The organism is Alteromonas sp. Mac1, from assembly GCF_001562125.1.
GTDB classification, from domain to species: domain Bacteria; phylum Pseudomonadota; class Gammaproteobacteria; order Enterobacterales; family Alteromonadaceae; genus Alteromonas; species Alteromonas stellipolaris.
Map to the genome: position 1 here is coordinate 3,720,085 of NZ_CP013932.1, position 18,437 is coordinate 3,738,521.

General features: G+C 43.6%; 17 protein-coding genes. 11 read left to right on the top strand and 6 right to left on the bottom strand.

The genetic code is table 11. The annotated features are described in order from the left end of the window. Nucleotides 1–6: 6 nt before the first annotated feature. The 5 genes from AV939_RS15880 to AV939_RS15900 all read left to right on the top strand — a co-directional run bounded on the left by AV939_RS15880 (nt 7) and on the right by AV939_RS15900 (nt 3,385). Nucleotides 7–975: a cobalamin biosynthesis protein CobD/CbiB gene (locus AV939_RS15880; protein ID WP_057789750.1), complete on the top strand. Its 969-nt coding sequence runs from the start codon at nt 7–9 to the stop codon at nt 973–975. Between the two features lies 1 nt (nt 976). Beyond that, complete coding sequence (locus AV939_RS15885; RefSeq protein WP_231751133.1) at nt 977–1,813, top strand: cobalamin-binding protein; 837 nt, start codon at nt 977–979, stop codon at nt 1,811–1,813. 47 nt (nt 1,814–1,860) lie between these two features. Next, entirely contained in the window at nt 1,861–2,265 is a 405-nt protein-coding gene (locus AV939_RS15890; RefSeq protein WP_057789748.1) for a rhodanese-like domain-containing protein, read from the top strand. 156 nt (nt 2,266–2,421) lie between these two features. Further along, the gene (locus tag AV939_RS15895; RefSeq protein WP_013782824.1) at nt 2,422–2,826 is read left to right on the top strand and encodes a DUF2721 domain-containing protein; all 405 of its coding nucleotides are present in this window, start codon (nt 2,422–2,424) and stop codon (nt 2,824–2,826) included. Beyond that, nucleotides 2,804–3,385, top strand: a complete 582-nt coding sequence (locus AV939_RS15900) for a GNAT family N-acetyltransferase (protein ID WP_057789746.1) — start codon at nt 2,804–2,806, stop codon at nt 3,383–3,385. Before AV939_RS15895 ends, AV939_RS15900 begins: the two co-directional genes overlap by 23 nt. A gap of 92 nt (nt 3,386–3,477) precedes the next feature. On the opposite strand, the gene tyrS is transcribed toward AV939_RS15900, so the two are convergent. Further along, nucleotides 3,478–4,677: a tyrosine--tRNA ligase gene (tyrS, locus tag AV939_RS15905; protein ID WP_057789744.1), complete on the bottom strand. Its 1,200-nt coding sequence runs from the start codon at nt 4,675–4,677 to the stop codon at nt 3,478–3,480. Between the two features lie 466 nt (nt 4,678–5,143). Between tyrS and AV939_RS15910 the strand changes: the two genes are divergently transcribed. Together AV939_RS15910 and AV939_RS15915 are read left to right on the top strand one after the other, a co-directional pair. Then, the gene (locus AV939_RS15910; RefSeq protein ID WP_061997891.1) at nt 5,144–6,469 is read left to right on the top strand and encodes an OapA family protein; all 1,326 of its coding nucleotides are present in this window, start codon (nt 5,144–5,146) and stop codon (nt 6,467–6,469) included. Between the two features lie 7 nt (nt 6,470–6,476). After that, nucleotides 6,477–7,631: an anhydro-N-acetylmuramic acid kinase gene (locus tag AV939_RS15915; RefSeq protein WP_057789741.1), complete on the top strand. Its 1,155-nt coding sequence runs from the start codon at nt 6,477–6,479 to the stop codon at nt 7,629–7,631. 15 nt (nt 7,632–7,646) lie between these two features. Here the strand turns inward: AV939_RS15915 and AV939_RS15920 are convergent, their stop codons facing one another. Together AV939_RS15920 and fucP are read right to left on the bottom strand one after the other, a co-directional pair. Then, the gene (locus AV939_RS15920; RefSeq protein WP_057789739.1) at nt 7,647–9,722 is read right to left on the bottom strand and encodes an extracellular solute-binding protein; all 2,076 of its coding nucleotides are present in this window, start codon (nt 9,720–9,722) and stop codon (nt 7,647–7,649) included. 285 nt (nt 9,723–10,007) lie between these two features. Beyond that, the gene (gene fucP / locus AV939_RS15925; protein ID WP_057789737.1) at nt 10,008–11,339 is read right to left on the bottom strand and encodes an L-fucose:H+ symporter permease; all 1,332 of its coding nucleotides are present in this window, start codon (nt 11,337–11,339) and stop codon (nt 10,008–10,010) included. Nucleotides 11,340–11,828: 489 nt separating this feature from the next. Between fucP and AV939_RS15930 the strand changes: the two genes are divergently transcribed. Together AV939_RS15930 and AV939_RS15935 are read left to right on the top strand one after the other, a co-directional pair. Continuing rightward, entirely contained in the window at nt 11,829–13,148 is a 1,320-nt protein-coding gene (locus AV939_RS15930) for a carbohydrate porin (protein WP_082604826.1), read from the top strand. A gap of 267 nt (nt 13,149–13,415) precedes the next feature. Next, on the top strand, nt 13,416–14,537 hold the full coding sequence (locus tag AV939_RS15935; protein ID WP_057789736.1) for an alkene reductase: 1,122 nt from the start codon (nt 13,416–13,418) through the stop codon (nt 14,535–14,537). A gap of 150 nt (nt 14,538–14,687) precedes the next feature. On the opposite strand, the gene AV939_RS15940 is transcribed toward AV939_RS15935, so the two are convergent. Next, nucleotides 14,688–15,134 (bottom strand): SRPBCC family protein, encoded by a 447-nt coding sequence (locus AV939_RS15940; protein WP_057789734.1) that lies wholly within the window; start codon nt 15,132–15,134, stop codon nt 14,688–14,690. A 239-nt stretch (nt 15,135–15,373) separates the two neighbouring features. Between AV939_RS15940 and AV939_RS15945 the strand changes: the two genes are divergently transcribed. Further along, the gene (locus tag AV939_RS15945; RefSeq protein ID WP_057789732.1) at nt 15,374–16,336 is read left to right on the top strand and encodes a D-2-hydroxyacid dehydrogenase; all 963 of its coding nucleotides are present in this window, start codon (nt 15,374–15,376) and stop codon (nt 16,334–16,336) included. On the opposite strand, the gene AV939_RS15950 is transcribed toward AV939_RS15945, so the two are convergent. Together AV939_RS15950 and erpA are read right to left on the bottom strand one after the other, a co-directional pair. After that, nucleotides 16,330–16,902: a glutathione S-transferase family protein gene (locus AV939_RS15950; protein WP_057789730.1), complete on the bottom strand. Its 573-nt coding sequence runs from the start codon at nt 16,900–16,902 to the stop codon at nt 16,330–16,332. The two genes, AV939_RS15945 and AV939_RS15950, sit on opposite strands and share 7 nt — an antisense overlap. Nucleotides 16,903–17,026: 124 nt before the next feature. After that, a complete protein-coding gene (erpA, locus tag AV939_RS15955) occupies nt 17,027–17,371 on the bottom strand; it encodes an iron-sulfur cluster insertion protein ErpA (protein WP_013782811.1) in 345 nt (114 codons plus the stop codon). 210 nt (nt 17,372–17,581) lie between these two features. Between erpA and AV939_RS15960 the strand changes: the two genes are divergently transcribed. Next, entirely contained in the window at nt 17,582–18,415 is an 834-nt protein-coding gene (locus AV939_RS15960) for a polyphosphate kinase 2 family protein (protein ID WP_057789729.1), read from the top strand. The last annotated feature ends 22 nt before the right edge of the window (nt 18,416–18,437 follow it).

The following is an 18,437-nucleotide window of genomic DNA, read 5'->3' on the forward strand; positions in this document are numbered from 1 at the left end:
CAGTTAATGGAAGCATTGCTGACCCAATCAGCATATCAGTCGGTGCTGGTATTATGGTTGGCAGTTGTTTTAGATGCCGTTTGGCGGTGGCCGCTTAGCAGCCACCCGCTTACCCTTATGCGTTATCTGGTTAGGCAGATGGGGTTTAAAGTTCTTCCCTCTCTAAGCTACTCCCGTTCTCAACATTATATCTCCGGTTCATTGGCGGCCATTGTTTTATTGGCGCCCTTAATCGTTTGCCTTGCCATACTCATATACATGGCCCAATACCCTGCTTTTTTCGAAGCCGTGATCATGGTCGCCTTGCTCGATTTTGCCTATCAGCGCCATCAATTCAGTAAGATTTTAAAAACGGTAGGTAAAAATAAAAAAGTCCTTACCAGAGAAACGGTAGACACCATAGTCGCCCGTGAATGCACCCAATTAACCGATGTAGGTATTGCGAAAGCGGCTATTGAATCGCTATGGCTTAAGTTTTTATATCTATATTGCGGCGTTATTTTTTACTTTATGTTGGCTGGCCCGATTGGAGCGCTCACCTACCGTCTGTTATTGCTCACCTCATGGCAATGGCACTATCGAAATCCTAAAATGGTGCATTTTGCAAAACCGGTGAGAAAGCTTGTTTCTTTGTTAGTAGTTCCCCCTGCACTACTCGGGTGTGTCGCAGTGCTACTTTTCACTCATCCTGTAAAAGGTATTCGAGCGGTAAAACGAAGTAAAGCACGAGATAAAACCTCCCTGTTGCTCGCGCTATTTGGTGGAATACAAAACATTCAATTAGGCGGCCCTGCATTTTATCATGGTCGGAAGTACCGCTACCCTCGCGTGGGTGGTGCCGAGCAAGTAAAGTATTCAGATATGATACGCAGCAAACGCACTATAGTCGGTGCCATGGCTGTAGTTACCGCCATCGCGAGTGTCTTTTTGTTATTAGTCGCAGTACAAACACAAACCCTAAGCGAGGTCTTCTAACGTGAAAAGCGTATTTCACAAGCTGCGCACGCAAGTTGCGTTAATAACTACTACATTACTACTCGTACTAGCCCCTCATTGTGCTTCAGCTAATGAGTCAGCTCCGCGTATTATTACGCTTGCACCTCATTTAACCGAGTGGGTTTATAGCCTTGGTTTAGAAGCGCACTTAATTGGCGTTAGCGACTACAGTAACTTTCCTAAAGAAGCACAGCTATTACCTAAAGTAGCCGACTATCAAGGTGCAGATTTAACACAAATAATGGCGCTACAACCTACCCTTATATTAGCGTGGGAAGGGGGTAATAAGCCGCAAGATTTACACCGCTTAGAAAGCTTAGGTTATAAAGTGTTTCGAGCCAAAATCACCGAAGTTGAAGACATTGCCAGTGAGTTGAAGCGTTTAGGTAAAGTAACTAACACAGAAGAAAAAGCCAATGCGCTCACCAATGCGTTTTTACGCCATCTGGCGGCACTGAGAAACGAGTACGCCACGCCATCAAAGCACAAGGTGTTCTACTACTCTTGGACATCGCCACTAATGACCATAGGTGACAATGCGTGGCCGAATAAGCTGCTTAACGTATGTGGTGCGCAAACCTTATTTGGTGATAGCCCCGTCGATTACCCGCAAGTGTCGGTACAAGAAGTGTTATCTAGACAGCCTTTTGCATTGGTAGCCGCAAGCAAACAGCCAGCGTCCGATCTTGAGCAATTTTGGCATCCCCACCGCCGCTTTATGTCAGCCCCCTTGATTGTCGTCAATCCAGACATTACCAGCAGGTTCTCACTGCGGTTAATTAATGAACTAAAAACACTGTGTAAGGGTATTAACTAGCTCTGCCACAAGGTATAATATTGCTTCGTTTTATCTAAAGGTTTTTCATGCGAATCGTTTTAGTCACGTTTCTCTGCGTTGTTGCAATCACGTTATTTGTTTCGTTGCAATGCACAGCGAAAGCAACCTCTCAAGGATCGGTTGCGGCTTCCCCGTACCTCATTGAGCGGGTGAAAAACAATGACTGGATGCTTATAGACGTGCGTTCTCCAAGCGACTTTGCCGATGGACACATTCCTGGTGCTATCAATATGCCTCAAGAAAACATTAACGACTATCTTACCGAGCTAGAGGGCCATAAAGACAAGCCTATTATTATTTATTGCCAATCTGGCACTCAGGCTAAACTTGCTATGAAGTTTTTAAAAGACTTAGATTTTTCTGAAGTCATGCATTTAGAAGGCGACATGCTGGGCTGGAATGCTTCTCAAATGCCAATTGACAGAATGTAGTTTTCTGTAAAAAACTTCTGTAATTAAAGCCTTTTCAACTGCATTTCGTTTCTAACACCAACTAAACACTCACCTACACTACTATTCACTATCAGACGACAACATCCCTACACTTTTGATACACTGACACGCATTCACTAAGGTGACAGACAATTCATGAAAATAGATCTCGCAACACCCGCCATGCTCTTTCCAGCAATCTCATTGCTGTTGCTGGCCTATACCAACCGTTTTTTAACCCTTGCTACGCTTATTCGTAACTTTTCAAAAGAAGAGCGTGACGACAATACCCTAGCCCAAATCAAGAACTTGAGACTGCGTATTCAGCTTATTAAGCGGATGCAAATTGCCGGGGTTGGCAGTTTCTTTTTGTGTGTCGTCTCTATGCTTGCGATTTACCTTACTTATCAGCAAGTGGGTAATTGGATATTCGCATTAAGCCTAGTCTCCCTTCTGTATTCACTTTGGATGTCGGTAAAAGAAATACTCATTTCTGTAGAAGCATTAGATTTTCACCTTGATGGTATGAAAGAGCAACATGACAGCAGCAAACTTAAATAGCGTTAAATACCTACCTTTAGCGCCCGAACATTTTGATGATGTTATACGCTTAGGTAATGAGGTTCAGGGTGAAAATTACCTGATGCCTGACACATTAAAGGCCATGTACGATAAAAGCTGGCACAACAATATCAATGCTAGCTTGGTAAGCTATTGTGGTAACGACATTGTTGGTTTTCGAATTACCTACGCTCATTCGCAGTGGCAATGTGATAAATGGTGCAGCCCAGAACTTTGGCCGGTGGCACCGGAAAAAGTATGCTATTTCAAATGCAATACGGTATCGCCTGCTATGCAAGGAGTGGGCATTGGAAGTACCTTATTGGCAAAGTCGGTAAGCGCGGCCAAAGCGCAAGGCGCTGAAGCAGGCCTTGCTCATATTTGGCTTTCAAGCCCAGGTAATAGTGCGTTTAAATACTTTAGCAAAAACGGGGGTGAACTTATTAAAAAGCACCCAAACAAATGGCGCTATGAGTCAATCCACGAAGGTTACGACTGCCCTGTGTGCCCTGAAACCTGCGAATGTGAAGGCGCAGAAATGTTACTCCGGTTTTCCTAAAAATCTACTGAAATTAAAAAGCCCCGATAAATCGGGGCTTTTTGGTATTTGCGTTAACACCTAAATACTAAGGCCTAAGCGCTAATACCAAACTAGGCTAACGTAATTCTCGCAAATTTACGTTTACCCACTTGATAAACGTTTTCGCCAGCTTCGGTCAGTACAAGACGAGTATCTTCTACTTTATCGCCGTTAATTTTCACAGCACCTTGCTTAATCATACGCATTGCGTCAGACGTTGAACCTACTAGCTTGGTTTCTTTTAATAAGTTACCAATAGCAATACCTTCTTCGCCAAGTGCAATTTCGAACTCTGGCATTTCATCAGGAATAGCATTTTTCTGGAAACGCTGAATGAAATCTTGATGTGCGCCTTCCGCTGCCGCATCGTCGTGGAAACGAGCGATAATTTCTTTCGCTAGCAATATCTTAATATCACGTGGGTTTTCACCGTTTTCAACGCGCTGCTTAAGTTCAGCTATCTCTTCAAGCGGACGAAAGCTTACCAGGTCATAATAACGCCACATCAAGTCATCTGAAATCGACATTACTTTACCAAACATATCGTTTGGCGCATCAGTAATACCAATATAGTTATTTAATGACTTAGACATTTTTTGAACGCCATCTAGGCCTTCAAGTAATGGCACCATCACAATAGACTGTGGCTTGATACCTTGCTCTTTTTGAAGCTCGCGGCCCATTAGCAAATTAAAGCGTTGATCGGTACCGCCTAACTCAACATCAGATTTAAGCGCTACTGAATCCCAACCTTGCACAAGTGGATACAAAAATTCGTGTATCGCGATAGGTTGGCCATTGTTGTAACGCTTTTTAAAATCATCACGCTCTAGCATACGTGCAACAGTTTGGCTGGCAGCGAGTTTAATCATGCCAGCAGCGCCTAACTGATCCATCCACTCTGAGTTGAAGCGAATTTGAGTCAGTTCAGGATCAAGAATTTTGAACACTTGTTCTTGATACGTTTGCGCGTTTTCTAATACCTGTTCTTTATTTAAGGGCTTGCGTGTCACATTTTTCCCTGTAGGATCGCCAATCAGGCCAGTAAAATCCCCAATAAGAAAAACAACGGTATGGCCTAACTGCTGAAAGGTACGCAGTTTATTGATCAAAACAGTGTGACCAAGATGAAGATCAGGCGCAGTAGGATCAAAACCCGCTTTAATGGTTAGGGTTTTGCCGGATTTTAATTTCTCAATTAAATCCTCTTCGGGGAGAATTTCATCCGTTCCCCGTTTAATTTCAGCTAGCGCTGTTTGCCAGTCTTTCATCGGTTATTTCACACTCTTGATGTTGTAGAATCTATTTTGAGCGGCATTTTACGCGGACATTGGAACCATTAAAAGGTTTCTGCGTCAAAAAGCGGATGACTTGTCGTCACGTTCGTTATTGAACGCAATGGTTGAGGTGTGTTTATTGCCTTGCTATTACTTTAGTGAAGAGCGATAACTCGCATGTGTCTGTGGGGAAGAAGCTGTAACAAACCCTCCATCGCATGGATGCGATGGCGGAGCGCCCATGGATGGGTTTACAGCGTGTTTGTGGAAGCTTCTTCCCCGCGGGCGCAAAAGCGAGTTATCGCTCTCGACCTGCTCAGTCCAACTCAATAAGCAGGAGTTGGACTGCCATTGCGTTCAATAATTAACTTTTGCGCTAAAAAACAATGAGAAAAGTTGCATTTTTGAGCAACTTATGTGACAAGTACATTGCACATAAAATTCTCAAGTAGGTAGTATTATGAGAATCAAACTAGACGCCCTAAAGGCGCTAAACATATTTAAACAATTGCCAAAGCAACACCGAACAGGATTAGCTATTGCTAGTATGTTCTTAGGTGGGCTTATTCTTTTGCCGTCAGACACGGTAGAAGCGAGTCGTCATCAAGATGCTTTGGTACTTGATACCGGTATTCGTTACCCTCTCGATTTGAACATTATGCCGTCAACCGACGTCTTTTCAATCGAAGAAGAGTCGAACTGGCAAACCTATAAAGTTCGCAGCGGCGATACCCTAGCAAAGCTATTTAAGCGTGCGGGTTTTACCTCTCGTGACGTTTACAATGTTACTCAAGCTGGTGACCTTGCTAAAACACTGGTTACCTTGTTACCTGGTGATGAGCTTTCGTTCAAAATTAATAACGACGGTACGTTTGGTGAGCTTAAATATAAGCTTTCTTCTACCGAAACTTTATTCATTCGCCCCGCCCCCACCAGTGAAGATAATAGCTTAACAGCCGATCTTGAAAAGCGTGACGTTGATATTCGCTATAATTTTGCACAAGGTGAAATTCATTCAAGCTTTTGGAATGCTGGGGCAACGGCCGGATTAACCAGCAATCAAATTATGAACCTTGCGGGTATTTTTGGCTGGGATATCGATTTTGCGACAGAAATTCGTTCAGGCGATACCTTTAACGTGGTGTTTGAAGAACAATACATCGATGGTGAGTTTGTGGGCTATGGCGACATAGTCGCCGCAGAGTTTACCAACCAAGGTGAAGACTTTAGCGCTATCTTGCATGAAGACGGCACTTACTACACGCCTGAGGGCAGAAGCATGCGTAAGAGCTTCTTACGTGCACCTATTAACTTTAGGTACGTGAGCTCTAACTTCTCCAAAGCACGTTTTCACCCTGTGCAAAAACGCTGGAAAGCACACCGTGGTACCGATTATGTTGCTGCCGTTGGTACGCCAGTTATGGCGGCGGGCGATGGTAAAGTCATTAAGTCAGCGTACGACAAGTACAATGGTCACCATGTATTTGTGCAACACGGTGAAAAATATACCACTAAGTATCTGCACTTTAAAAAACGTGCAGTGAAAGTAGGCGACACGGTAAAACAGGGTCAAACTATTGGTTATTTAGGTAGCACAGGCTTGGCGTCTGGCCCGCATGTTCACTATGAATTCTTGGTAGACGGCGTACACCGTAACCCTCGTACTGTTTCGCTGCCAAAAGCATTACCTATTGCCGCTGAAGAGCGTGAAGCATTCATGGACATTGCCCATGTACGTCAACAGCAGCTTAATAACAACAAACGCATAATGCTTGCAATGAAATAGCCTTCTTATGGCAAAGTATATTGGCCTTATGTCAGGAACTAGCATGGACGGCGTTGACGCCGTCCTTTGCGATATCACTGCCAATAAGTGCCAAACCTTACATGCGGTATCTATTTCTTATCCAGCTAATCTACTTTCTTTACTTCATTCACTTTGCACACCTACTCCTAACGAGCTCAATGCTATGGCAACAGCCGATAGGTTGGTGGCAGAAAGCTTTGCACATGCCGTAAGCGTGTTGCTATTAGAAACTCAGCTTTCATCAAGCGATATCACCGCAGTTGGCTCTCATGGACAAACCATTAGGCACTTCCCGCAGGGAGTTGAGCTTCACAACGACGTTGAGCAAAAAGGTTTTACGTGTCAGATTGGCGACCCAAATACACTTGCCGTACTCACAAATATTGATGTTGTTGCTGACTTTAGGCGCAAAGATATTGCCCTAGGCGGCCAAGGTGCGCCCTTAGTTCCAGCCTACCATAATGCTATCTTCGCGCACGATACCCAGCCAAGAGTGTTGGTTAACATTGGCGGTATTGCGAACATTTCAGTTTTAGCAGCAAAACAAAATACTATTGCTCCTCTTGGCTATGATACTGGCCCAGGCAATACCCTAATGGATGCGTGGGTTAAGCTGCATTTGAATAAGCCCTATGATGACAAGGGGCTATGGGCTAATACCGGTGTAGTAAGTGATGACTTATTAACAACGTTACTTTCCGATAGCTATTTTCATCAAACCGCGCCGAAGAGCACTGGCAGAGAATATTTCAATATAGCATGGTTAACGTCTTATCTTGATACGCTCGCCAATTCACAAGCCTGCACACTTCCCCCTCAAGATGTGCAAGCGACGCTACTAGCGCTAACAGCAACAAGCATTGCCGATGAGATTAACAAGCAAAAAATGCCTATAGGTGCACAAGTCATCGTTTGTGGGGGCGGTGCCTTTAACCCTGTGCTGATGCAACGCATAGCCAACTTATTGCCAAGTTATCAAGTGAGCGACAGCCACAGTATCAATATTCACCCCCAACACGTTGAAGGGGCTGCATTCGCGTGGCTAGCTTTTGCACACAACAATAATATTCCAGGCAACGTACCTGCTGTTACCGGCGCTTCGCGAGAGGCTGTATTGGGTATTTTTTGCCCTGCAAACTAAATGTAAGTGGGAATTTCAGTTGTTATAATAACCAGCGCGCCTCATTACGGCTTCAGATTGGTGTTGCGCTGTTTTTAATGCCTCTTGAATAGTAACTTGCTGCTTCACTGCTAAATTTATCTGAACTCCCACAAGGTAACCGAGCGCCGTAAATTCTGGGATTGGAACAAACTGGCTTCCAGTCGTGGGGACATTAATATTATCAAGCTCAGTTGCTAGCAGTGCGTTGTATTCATAGCTAGCATAAGGAATAGCGTTTATATAGCTGTCACTGTAGGTTGAATGACGAGTGCCAGCTGGCGCTGCGTAATAACCATACTTACCTTTAACCGAAGTAATAAACGCTTTAGAAGTTAACCAATAAGCTAATTGCTGTGCTATTTCTTTATTGTGAGCTAAATGAGGTATCGCGAAATTCCACGACCAAAACCATTGTGCCCCTTTTGGTGTTGTTCCTATTGGCGCATAAGTCACCCCGACATTCTCCGAAACTTTCGAAGAAGAAGGATCTAAGATGTAGCCACCTAATGATGATGCATCAACAAAGAATGCTAATTTTCCGTCAGCAAAGAGTTGCTGGTTATCTTTCCACCCTAAATCGTATTCACCTGGGGGACCGTTGTTTACCGCGATTGAAACATAGTCCTTGATTGCTCGCTCCCACGACCTAGAAGTAAGCAGCGGCTTCATATCTTCATCAAACCAGCTTCCACCGTACGTATTTACCATGGTGCCAATTAATGCCATATTTTGCCCCCAACCTACTTTTGTGCGCAGCCCTACACCATACAGTTGCGATTTGGGATCTTGAATTTCCATAGCAATGGCGCTTAGGTTTCTATAAGTCATCTGCTTGGGCAAACTAATATCAGCGTTCTGCAACAGATCTTTTCGGTAGAAGGTTAGCGTTGTTTCTCCTACAAACGGTAAACCATAGACCTCACCTTCGTATGTATTTGAATGCTTTGCGATGGGTATAATATCTTTCATATCGTAGTTCGAGGGCGGCTCGGGAAAAGGTAACAACCAACCATTTCTGGCCCAAATAGGCACCTCGAAATTACCTAGCATTACTAAGTCAAACTGTGTTTCGTTAACTGCAAAATCTCCCTGTATGTGCTTTCTGAGTATACTCTCCTCCATGACACGCCACTGAATATCTTGCTCTGGGAAAGTCGTACCGCTGTCATTCAAGTATCTAATAGCGGTTTCAATACCATTAATATTAGGCGCACCAACTATTAATTTTCTCTCTGTAACGACATTTTCCGGCTCGATGAAAATACCGTATCGCTTTAATATTGTATCGATGCTTCCATCAGCTTCTAGAGAAGCCAATGCTTGATTGAAACGCGCAATAATTTGGGGGGCGTCGGGCAAGTTTTTCGATATCCCTAAGAAATGGGGATTGCTTTTTCTAAGCGATTTAATGAATTTAAATTTCTGTGATAAGTGGGGACGATGATTAGTTATTGTTTGTTTTGCGCTGTATTCATCTATATAAATAAAGTCAACTCGCCCCCTATCTAACATATCTAACAATGTCGGTAATGATTTGGCTAAGAGTACATCGATATTTTCAGCCTCACGAAGACTCAACGGCAACTGTGCACCGCGTAAAACCCCAAGACGGGAAAGGCCTAAGTTGTTGAATTGTGATATCGAATCGCCTAATTCGGTGTTTAATAAGCTATGAATGTTTCGACTGTTATGGACAAGATAGTTGATGCTCCCACCACGGATAGCATCGGAATATATCATCCCCTCAACACGTACTGTGCTATCGCGAAGTGGAAAAACACCTTCAACTTTTCCGCCGTCGGCGAGATATATCGCTCTAGCATGTGGAAAGAATTCAATTTTGGGGATGTAGCCCATTTTTTCAAATGTAAGGTGAATGACCTCGTTTACGTACCCTTGTTTAGGGTTGTGCGCGCTACTGAATGGACTCGCTTCTGAGGTGGCTAAAGTAATTGTGTTTCGTTGCTCGGCGTAAACGCCAAGTGAAAACGTATAGCTTCCAAGTAGAACCAAAAATACCGAAAAATGGCTGATGATATTTGAGTTAATAGAGCCAGACCAATTATTCATAATCCCAATAGTAGTTGAAAACCATTAAGTTAGTATTGGCATGAACGACAGAAATTACCAGTTAATCTAGTTTTCTGCGCTACTCGAATTTTATGTAATTGGCTTTTTGATATTGAGGCTGCAATCTTATCTACTAGTATTTTTAGTCCACCCAACGTTACCTGCAACTATTAGATCCTTGCTTCTTGTGCCAATCTACTTCGCCGTTCATCTCACATAAAAAAATGCCAGCAAAGGCTGGCATTTTTTTAAATCATGATGAGCATCACTACAGTAAAGTAAGTATTACTTCGCCATGCTTGTCTTCAAATTGTTGGTCTTCAAATCGTCAATGGATACTTTCTGAGGACTTTTAACTGCTTTAATGTCAAACAGTCCATAGCAAGCCACAAATATAAAGCATATAGCAGGAACAATATAAGAAACGACAATACCTGCTGAATCGATAATTGCAGCTTGGAAGAGTGGCATAATTGCACCACCTAAAATAGCCATTACTAAGCCCGCCGCGCCAAGTTTAGTATCTTTCCCTAGCCCTTCTAATGCGATGCCGTAGATAGTAGGAAACATTAGCGATAGACATGCAGATATTGAAATTAGTGCCACCACACCAACGATATTTGGCGATTGTGTCATAACAATACACAAACCTACTGCCACCAGTGACATCACCATAAGCAGTCGTGCTGGGTAGAGATACTGCATTACCCACGTCATCACAAATCGTGAAATAAGAAACACTATCATGCTGTATTGAAGTACATCGCCACCTTGCACCTCGTTACCCCCAATCGCTTTCATGACGTATTGGATAGTAAAAGTCCACACACAGGTTTGCGCGCCTACATTGAAAAACTGCGCCATTACACCAAAGCGATAATGCTTATTCGCCACTAGGCGCTTCAATGATGCTGCGATATCGATATCGTCAGCTTTAGACTCAGTGGCTTCATCCACAGGGGTTTTAATCAAAGCTACGGCAACCCAAACCACTAGAAGTACACACGCCATAGCGACATAGGGGATCATCACTGCATCCAGTTCAGCACCTATAACAGATTTTAGCTCAGTCATAGACATAGCACTTCGCTCTTCAGCTGACGCCTGATTCAGATTAGGTAGTATGAGCGTAGCGGCTAAGAATACGCCAAAGTTTGTCCCTACAGGGTTGAATGCCTGTGCTAGGTTCAATCTTCTGGTGGCGCTTTGCTCGTTGCCCATCGCCATGACATAAGGATTAGCGGACGTTTCCAAAATAGACAACCCACCGGCCATCACAAACAAGGCCATCAGGAAAAAGCCATATGTCATTGTCTGACTTGCTGGGTAAAATAGAAAGGCACCGGCTGCAGCACATCCTAGCCCTACTAGCACACCCGTTTTATAAGAGTATCGTTTATTAATAAAGGCTGCGGGTATCGCTAAACAGAAATAAGCACCGTAGTAAGCGAACTGAACTAAGGCCGATTGTAGTGACGACATAGTAAATATCTTACTAAAGACTTTCACTAGTGGATCTGTCATGTTGGCGGCAACACCCCATGCAGCAAAACACACCGTCAATAGAATAAACGGCAATAGCATATCTCTGGAAACTATAGGCGTTTTAGTTTGCATCACCCCAACCTCATCTTGTAAACAATTTGTTGAGCAATTTAAACAACAAAAAATGTCCATGTCAATAAATCAACAAGACTTATTTAATAACGAACCAGACTACAAAAGTCACAACAAATTCACATCAATGCGATCACTTCAATTATCCATATCATTCCAAATCTTATTAATTCTTTATAATAAACAAGGTTTAAACTGCATTAAAACCTGCAAAAGGTACTACAAAAGTCTATAAAAATTGTATGTCCGCACTAACAAAACATCATACTGCCTCACTTCAACCATTAACACCTTTGTAAAATAAAAATAAATAAACATGATTGATTTATTCCTTTAACTGCATTAAATTGCGTTTCCCATACGAAACTGTTAACACGATGTAACTTGAGCTCACTTTGTTCTAGGCGTTGGAAACAAATAGAAACATCGTGATGAGCACAAAGATAAGTGCAAGTTATAAGCACGTTCAATCAACTCTAAGGGTAAGATATGAAGCATACTTTTCATTGGTTAAAGCAAAAAACTTTGGCTTTAAAGCCACTTACACTTACTTCCTGCTATTTATTAGTCAGTTTTTCTTATCCTGCATTTTCTGCTCAAGATACATCGGAATACATAGAATGGCTGGCTAGCTACACGGGAGAAGCCGCTGCTAATGTTGATGGGGGTAAGCGTGAAGGGAGTGCTTATGCTGGTCAATTATTTTTGGGCGCAGAAATAGACTTAGAAAAATTTGCAGGTTGGGAAAATACTAAAGTCCATGTGGCATTTACTAATCGTCACGGACAAAACCTAGCGGCTACACATATTGGAAGCAGTACGTCTGTTCAAGAAATCTATGGCGGCCAAAACTCCCGTTTAGCCAGGCTTACCGTAGAGAAAAGCTTTTTTGACGACCAGCTACAAGTAGAGGTTGGCAGAACCGTGGCAAACATCAGCTTTCTTGGTTCAGAGCTATGTCAGTACTTTCAAACGAATTCTGCCTGCGGTAACCCCACCTTTGTATTTAAAACCAGTAACTTTACATGGTGGCCTGTTTCAAGTTGGGGAGGTCACGCGAAGTACTGGCTTTCGCCTGAAATCTACTTTCATACTGGAGTGTATGAAGAGAACACTCCTCACCAAGATTTGAGTGATCATGGCTTTGATTGGTCAACGGATGAATCTACTGGCGTAGTCGTACCTGTGACATTGGGCTATCAAACTACATGGGAAAATGACGCCTACCCAAAACGCTATGAAATTGGCGGTTGGTATGATGGCGCGGACTATACCGATCCAGCTAAAGATGAGAATGGTAATTTTGCTGCTGTCACCGGTAATGACTATGCAACACAAAATGGGCGCTCTGGTATTTTCGCCCGATTCGAGCAAACCATTTTACGTCCAAATTTAAATTCTAAACGCAGTGTTACTATTTTTGGTGCCGTGTTAGCGGGCACATCTGGTGAGCTCATAGAAGATGAATATATTAAAGCAGGCTTTGTTAAACGCGGTACCTTCACAGGAAGAGATGAAGACACTATAGGCTTTGTCGTCACTCAACAGTTTTACAATAAAGATGCCATTGAAGACCAACGTATATTGCGCGAAGCAAAAGGTGGTTTAGGTCGCCCTGAAAGCAGTCAAACAATGATGGAGTTAAGTTATGGCATTCATATTAATGACAACATACGGGTTCAACCTAACGTGCATTATATAATCAATCCTGACCAGTTTAGCGAGCGTGACCGCCTTCAATCGTTAGATGATGTATGGGTGGTGGGCGTACGATTTGACGTGAACCTTGCAGGGTTACTACTGCGCTAGTTAAAGCCCCCCCTCTCATTTCCACCGCATGGGTCGTCATTTTGATGGCCTTTTTTCTTTTTAGTTTTAGCACTTTTTCATTAGTTAACGCCTCTTTCGGATTACGCTATTAACATCTGCATTACTAACTTCGCAGGGTACCCCTCGCCTTCCTCGCACTCATTTTGCTATTTGTTAGTGCCAATCGGCATATCCTTTCATCTTGAATCAATCCAAGTCGCGTCCATTTCTGTAATCACTAACACACAGTTTTAAAAGGAACGACAAATGTCAGAGTTATCTCTGTTTAAGCCTCTAGAGTGGGCAGACAATACGCTTCAAAACCGCATGGTATTAGCACCAATGACACGTGGCCGTGCAGGTAGTGACCGCATACCTAACAAAATCATGGGCGACCAATACGTACAGCGCGCCGATGCGGGCCTTATTATTACCGAAGCGACAGCTATATCAGAAGAAGGTATTGGCTGGGTAGACACCCCCGGCATCTATACGGATGAAATGGTAGAAGGATGGCGCTCTATTAACGAAAGAGTGCATGAAGCTGGCGGCAAGATTATCCTTCAATTATGGCATACAGGCCGTGCCTCTCACAGTGACTTTCATGACGGCGACCTCCCTTTCTCTGCTTCCGCTATTGCCATTGAGGGTGATGAAATTCACACACCAAAAGGTAAGAAACCTTACGAAGTGCCACGAGCAATGACACAAGATGACATTCGTAGGACGGTTGCTGATTTCAAACATGCAGCGGTTAATGCTAAAGCTGCAGGCTTTGATGGTATAGAAGTTCATGCAGCTAATGGTTACCTGCTGAATCAGTTTTTAGACAGTCGCAGCAATCAACGTAGTGATGAATATGGCGGCAGCGTAGATAATCGATATCGCTTCCTTAGTGAAGTGATGGACGCTGTACTAGAGATTTGGCCTGCAGAGCAAGTCGGTGTGCGTTTATCGCCTAACGGCGTATTTAATGACATGGGTGCAGATGATTTTCGCGATACATTCACTTATGTCGCCCAAGCACTTAATAAGCTTAACCTTGGCTATTTACATGTGATGGATGGCCTAGCGTTTGGTTTCCATGAACGCGGTGAGCCGATGACACTTGCTGAGTTTCGTGCATTGTTCGACGGCATGTTAATAGGTAACTGTGGTTACACCCAAGAAGAGGCAGAGAAACGTATTAGCGACGGTGATGCCGACATGATTGCTTTCGGGCGACCTTGGATCACTAACCCAGATTTACCGACACGGTTTAAAAACAACTACCCGCTGGCGGCGTTTGATGACCCATCTACATGGTACGGTGGCGGTGAAGAAGGTTATACTGACTACAATACTTACCGCGAAGAAAGCGGCAAAGCAGCCATGGAGTCTTTAACCTAAATAATAGAGTTAACCTAAATAAGGGTAACCTAATTTATAAGGTTAACCTCACTACTGGTGCAAATATCTTGTAATCAGTTAATAAAAAGCAGTCATTTCATGACTGCTTTTTTTATATCTTTAGTAATACTGTTCGCTAGTAATAGCGCACTAGTTAAACGCCACTTGTTTATCGGCTAATACTGCAAGCTTTTCTAGGCAAGACATCCATGCATATTGATGCTGGTCGCATTCTTCTTGGTTATTGAAACCACTATGAATTAACGTTAACGCCACTTCTCCTTCGCGCGTTTCTTCAAATAAAATTTCCACTGAGCTCATGACGGTTTCTTCTACGCCATCTTCCCACGCCCAAGAAAACACAAGCTTCTCGTTAGCTAAAATAGTCACGTATTCGCCAGTTAGTGCGATTTCTACCCCGTTGGGTTCAAGCAATTTTATGCGATACCTTCCGCCTTCTTTAAAGCTACTCATTATTTGCGATACCTTACAATTACCCGGCGCAAACCATTCAGATAAGTATTCAGGTTCGTGGAATGCTGCAAACAAAAAAGAGATGGGCGCATGAAGGGATACATTCAGGGTAAATTGAAACATGTTACGTCGCCTGTAAAAAAACCTAGAGCCTTGGTAAGTTTAGGCCCTAGAAGAAAAGGATTCTAGGTTGTTATCGGCTATGTTCGACATTTTCTTTAGTTCGAGCGGTAGCGTTGCCTTATGTGAATGATTATCTTAGGGTATCCTCACTAGCAGTATCTATTCTGCGTTAACTATTTAAGCTATGTATTCGTGTGCTAATTGTAAAAGCCACCAATAAAGATTCTTAAGGCTCACTTATGTCAACTCAATCGCCTACACTCAACGTCTCTATTCTCAGTGAAGATGCCAATGCACTAGCAGAGGAAATAGCAAATGCATGGCCCACGCCTAATACTTTGCATATCTGCCAAGCCGTTACGACTTCTGAACAAATCAACCCTGACGAGGTTGAGGTATTACTTGCCGCTCCTAATTTGGCGGCTAAAGTTATCGACCAATGCTCGGGCTTGAAATGGTGTCAATCCACGTGGGCTGGCAATGCACCGCTGCTTAATTTGGACAAAAGCGATTATATACTCACTGGCGTAAAAGGTGTGTTTGGAAAACTAATGCGCGAATATGTGTTTGCCTACCTTTTGCAATACGCTCGCAATATTCCAGCGTTCGCGCATAACCAAAATCACCAACCCCCAATTTGGGAAGAAAGTCCTCGCGCGCCTCTTACGGGTAAAACCCTTGGCATTTTAGGTGCAGGTTCAATAGCCCAAGCACTTATTCCCGTGGCCAAAAGCTTTGAAATGAAAGTAATTGGCTTAACGAGAAGCGGTCAAGCGATAGAGGGATTCGATAACGTCTATGCAGCAACTGACTTGCTCAAGTTTACTCAGAAAGTCGATCATGTAGTAAACCTGATGCCAGATACCCCCGCGACTACAGGGGTATTAGACCAAGCTTTCTTTGAAGCACTAAAGCCACACAGTGTGTTTATCAACGCAGGGCGTGGAAGTGCGATTGTCGATGATGCGCTTCTAAACGCATTAGATAGCGGGCAACTGCGAGCCGCCGTTCTTGATGTATTCACCCAAGAGCCCCTGCCAGAGCAGCACCCGTTCTGGAGCCACCCCAAGGTGGTGATTACTGCACATACTGCGGCAGTATCATCACCTGAGGATGTAGCTGGCGTGTTTGTTACAAACGCAACACGCTATATGGCCAACGAACCGCTTCTATATCAATTTGATTTTAACAAAGGCTACTGACGGGGATCGGTAGCGGTTAACTCTATACGGTCGCGGTGTTTTTCATGGAATTCCAGTAACAAAGGATAGTCTTTAAAACTGTGCAATTCTCTGAATAGCACCCAATCTACCATTGAGTACAAACATATTTCAGGATACGTCCAGCCACTAAAACCACCCGCTTCGAGCTGCTTAGACAGTGATGAAAAAACCGATTCGATACGTTCTTTTTGCAAACGAATGATGAGCTTATCTTGATTGATATCGATATCAGAGCGCTTAAGTAGCATCAATTGCACGAATGAATCGTTAGCTGCGTCTATCAGAGTAAGCAGGTTTTCTTCCTCCCATGACAGAGAGTCATGGTCGAGTTTGCTCGCCAAATAGCTATAAATAACTCTAGAATCAAAAATGAGTTGCCCATCGTCTTCTAGGCAAGGCACTTTCAAGGTGGGGTTTCGTGATGCGAGTAGCGCTCTGTCTTCCCCAGAGAATATTTGTAAATCGAGGAATTCATGGGGCGTGTTGGAAAGTACTACGCGAATTCGACGTACAAATGGAGATGTTACCGAACCATACAGTTTCATAGCTTCAACCTGAGTGAATTTATTTACACACTTAGTTTAGCCATAAAATTAACGAGGAGAAAAGCACTATACTGTAAAGGCGAGACAAGCATACACCAAGATGCGGTGTACGCCCGATAATCATTTACACGCTGAAACTAGCGCCGCATCCACAGGTAGTGGTTGCATTTGGATTTTGTACTAAAAAGCGTGACCCTTCTAAACCTTCAACATAATCAACAACGCCGCCCACTAAATATTGCAAGCTCATAGGGTCTACCACTAAGGTAACGTCATCTTTATCAATTGTCATATCGCCGTCGTTCACCTTCTCATCAAAAGTGAAACCATACTGAAAGCCTGAGCAACCGCCTCCAGTAACATAAACCCGCAGTTTTAACGCAGGATTTTCTTCTTCCGTGATGAGCGCTTTTACTTTTGTCGCCGCTGCATCAGAGAACTCAATTGGCAACGCCATTTCTACAGACATACTCACCTCTTCATTAACCATGTGCACCTGCACGCATTAGCGTACACGCATCGATAACCCAATTATCTAATACTTGAGTAACGCTATCAACTATTGGGGTGAAACTAACTGAAACAATAGCTAGTGCCTTTCATTTAGCATGAAAATAAGTGGCGACATGGACACTCATGGCCTTAAGGCATACTCTAAAAAGAAACCGACGGGACTAACATGACTTATTCAGTATCTTCTATTTCCCCTCAAAATCGTAAGCTTAGGCTGCCAGAAGGAGCACAAGCACCCGCTATTGATGAACATGAACACTACAAACAGGCATTGAAGAGCTGGCAAAAAAAGTTACTCCATGCTCAACAGGCTTACTACCACCAAGGCCGACGCGCAATTATTGTATTTGAAGGATGGGATGCCTCAGGAAAAGGCGGCGCGATTAGAAGGGTGACCGAAAAACTCGATCCTCGCGGTTTTCGAGTTCACCCCTTTGCCAAACCTACACCAGAAGAGCAAGGTCGCCATTACCTTTACCGGTTTCAAACTCGGCTCCCCACACCTGGCAGGCTTGCCATTTTCGATCGCTCTTACTACGGTCGAGTCATGGTCGAACGCATTGAAGGCTTCACACCACAACCTGCATGGGAAAGAGCCTTTCAGGAGATTAACGAGTTCGAGCGACTATTAATTGACGACGGCGTGACAATTATAAAACTCTTTATGCATATTTCAGCAGCCGAGCAATTAGAGCGCTTTGAAGAACGCTTAAGTAACCCTTACAAACGCTGGAAGCTTACCGAAGAAGATATACGAAATCGTGGCCGACGGGATGACTACATTACTGCCATAGAAGAGATGTTTGATAAAACCGATACTCAAATGGCGCCGTGGCATGTGATACAGGCTGAGCATAAATGGTTTGCTCGTATTAGCGTGTTAAAAACCATTGTTGAGGCGCTGAGTGAAGGCGTGACAGTAGAACCACCGCCAATCGACCCTACCGTGGTGCATTTAGCGAAGCAGCAACTTGGTATAACGTTAGACCAAAGCAAATAAACGACAGCAGTTTACCCATGTC

Excerpts from the sequence above, each read along its gene's own strand:
- AV939_RS15880 (WP_057789750.1), top strand. The coding sequence starts at position 7 with ATGGAAGCATTGCTGACCCAATCAGCATATCAGTCGGTGCTGGTATTA.
- AV939_RS15890 (WP_057789748.1), top strand. The coding sequence starts at position 1,861 with ATGCGAATCGTTTTAGTCACGTTTCTCTGCGTTGTTGCAATCACGTTA.
- AV939_RS15895 (WP_013782824.1), top strand. The coding sequence starts at position 2,422 with ATGAAAATAGATCTCGCAACACCCGCCATGCTCTTTCCAGCAATCTCA.
- AV939_RS15900 (WP_057789746.1), top strand. The coding sequence starts at position 2,804 with ATGACAGCAGCAAACTTAAATAGCGTTAAATACCTACCTTTAGCGCCC.
- tyrS (WP_057789744.1), bottom strand. The coding sequence starts at position 4,677 with ATGAAAGACTGGCAAACAGCGCTAGCTGAAATTAAACGGGGAACGGAT.
- AV939_RS15910 (WP_061997891.1), top strand. The coding sequence starts at position 5,144 with ATGAGAATCAAACTAGACGCCCTAAAGGCGCTAAACATATTTAAACAA.
- AV939_RS15915 (WP_057789741.1), top strand. The coding sequence starts at position 6,477 with ATGGCAAAGTATATTGGCCTTATGTCAGGAACTAGCATGGACGGCGTT.
- AV939_RS15920 (WP_057789739.1), bottom strand. The coding sequence starts at position 9,722 with ATGAATAATTGGTCTGGCTCTATTAACTCAAATATCATCAGCCATTTT.
- fucP (WP_057789737.1), bottom strand. The coding sequence starts at position 11,339 with ATGCAAACTAAAACGCCTATAGTTTCCAGAGATATGCTATTGCCGTTT.
- AV939_RS15930 (WP_082604826.1), top strand. The coding sequence starts at position 11,829 with ATGAAGCATACTTTTCATTGGTTAAAGCAAAAAACTTTGGCTTTAAAG.
- AV939_RS15935 (WP_057789736.1), top strand. The coding sequence starts at position 13,416 with ATGTCAGAGTTATCTCTGTTTAAGCCTCTAGAGTGGGCAGACAATACG.
- AV939_RS15940 (WP_057789734.1), bottom strand. The coding sequence starts at position 15,134 with ATGTTTCAATTTACCCTGAATGTATCCCTTCATGCGCCCATCTCTTTT.
- AV939_RS15945 (WP_057789732.1), top strand. The coding sequence starts at position 15,374 with ATGTCAACTCAATCGCCTACACTCAACGTCTCTATTCTCAGTGAAGAT.
- AV939_RS15950 (WP_057789730.1), bottom strand. The coding sequence starts at position 16,902 with ATGAAACTGTATGGTTCGGTAACATCTCCATTTGTACGTCGAATTCGC.
- erpA (WP_013782811.1), bottom strand. The coding sequence starts at position 17,371 with ATGTCTGTAGAAATGGCGTTGCCAATTGAGTTCTCTGATGCAGCGGCG.
- AV939_RS15960 (WP_057789729.1), top strand. The coding sequence starts at position 17,582 with ATGACTTATTCAGTATCTTCTATTTCCCCTCAAAATCGTAAGCTTAGG.